This is a genomic window from Microcoleus sp. B4-D4, assembly GCF_036705185.1.
Lineage (GTDB): Bacteria > Cyanobacteriota > Cyanobacteriia > Cyanobacteriales > Microcoleaceae > Microcoleus.
Genome location: NZ_JAUBTX010000014.1, coordinates 1 through 1,851, shown reverse-complemented (window position 1 = coordinate 1,851; position 1,851 = coordinate 1). Strand labels below are relative to the sequence as shown.

General features: G+C 35.8%; 1 protein-coding gene. It reads right to left on the bottom strand.

What is annotated here, in order from left to right; all coding sequences use genetic code 11:
* The coding region (locus tag QUB13_RS13135; protein WP_333381595.1) for a tetratricopeptide repeat protein at positions 1-1,851 on the bottom strand (1,851 nt) is incomplete at both ends.

Sequence of the window (1,851 nt, the reverse complement as noted above, 5' to 3'; positions counted from 1 at the left end):
GCGTTATCAGATCATTAGGTTCAATTTGAAGAGCTCGCTCAAACAACTGTAAAGCTTTCTCCTGCTGATTATTTGAAGTCAAAGCTTTGGCATAACTATTTAGCGTTATCAGATCATTAGGTTCAATTTGAAGAGCTCGCTCAAACAACTGTAAAGCTTTCTCCTGCTGATTATTTGAACTCAAAGTATTGGCATAACTACATAATGTTATCAGATTCTTAGGTTCAATTTGAAGAGTTCGCTCAAACAACTGTAAAGCTTTTTCATGCTGATTATTTGAAATCAAAGCATTGGCATAACTAAATAATGTTGTCACATTATTAGGTTCAATCTGTAGCGCTCGCTCAAACAACTGCCAAGCTTTCTCATGCTGATTATTTGAAATCAAAGCTTTGATATAACTAAATAATGTTGTCACATTATTAGGTTCAATCTGTAGCGTTCGCTCAAACAACGGCCAAGCTTTCTCATGCTGATTATTTGAAATCAAAGCATAGGCATAACTATTTAGCGTTATCAGATTATTCGGTTCAATTTGTAGCGCTCGCTCAAACAACGGCCAAGCTTTCTCATGCTGATTATTTGCAATCAAAGCTTTGGCATAACTAAATAATGTTATCCGATTATTTGGTTCAATTTGTAGCGCTCGCTCAAACAACTGTAAAGCTTTCTCATGCTGATTATTTGCAATCAAAGCTTTGGCATAACTAGATAATGTTATCAGATTATTCGGTTCAATTTGTAGCGCTCGCTCAAACAACGGCCAAGCTTTCTCATGCTGATTATTTGCAATCAAAGCTTCGGCATAACTAGATAATGTTATCAGATTATTCGGTTCAATTTGTAGCGCTCGCTCAAACAACTGTAAAGCTTTTTCATGCTGATTATTTGAACTCAAAGCATAGGCATAACTAAATAATGTTATCCGATTATTAGGTTCAATTTGTAGCGCTCGCTCAAACAACGGCCAAGCTTTCTCATGCTGATTATTTGCAATCAAAGCTTTGGCATAACTAAATAATGTTATCCGATTATTTGGTTCAATTTGTAGCGCTCGCTCAAACAACTGTAAAGCTTTCTCATGCTGATTATTTGCAATCAAAGCTTTGGCATAACTAGATAATGTTATCAGATTATTAGGTTTAATTTGTAGCGCTCGCTCAAAGAACTGTAAAGCTTTCTCATGCTGATTATTTGAACTCAAAGCATAGGCATAACTAGATAATGTTATCCGATTATTAGGTTCAATCTGTAACGCTCGCTCAAACAACGGCCAAGCTTTCTCATGCTGATTATTTGCAATCAAAGCTTTGGCATAATTAGATAATGTTGTCACACTATTAGGTTTAATTTGTAGCGCTCGCTCAAAGAACTGTAAAGCTTTCTCATGCTGATTATTTGAACTCAAAGCATAGGCATAACTAGATAATGTTATCCGATTATTAGGTTCAATCTGTAGCGCTCGCTCAAAGAACTGTAAAGCTTTTTTATGCTGATTATTTGAACTCAAAGCTTTGGCATAACTAGATAATGTTATCCAATTATTAGGTTCAATTTGTAGAGCTCGCTCAAACAACGGCCAAGCTTTCTCATGCTGATTATTTGCGATCAAAGCTTTGATATAACTAGATAATGTTGTCACATTATCCGGTTCAATTTGTAGAGCTCGCTCAAACAAAGACCCAGCTTTCTCATGCTGATTATTTGCGATCAAAGCTTTGGCATAACTAGATAATGTTGTCACATTATTAGGTTCAATTTGTAGCGCTCGCTCAAACAACGACCAAGCTTTCTCATGCTGATTATTTGCGATCAAAGCTTTGGCATAACTAGATAATGTTGTCACATTAT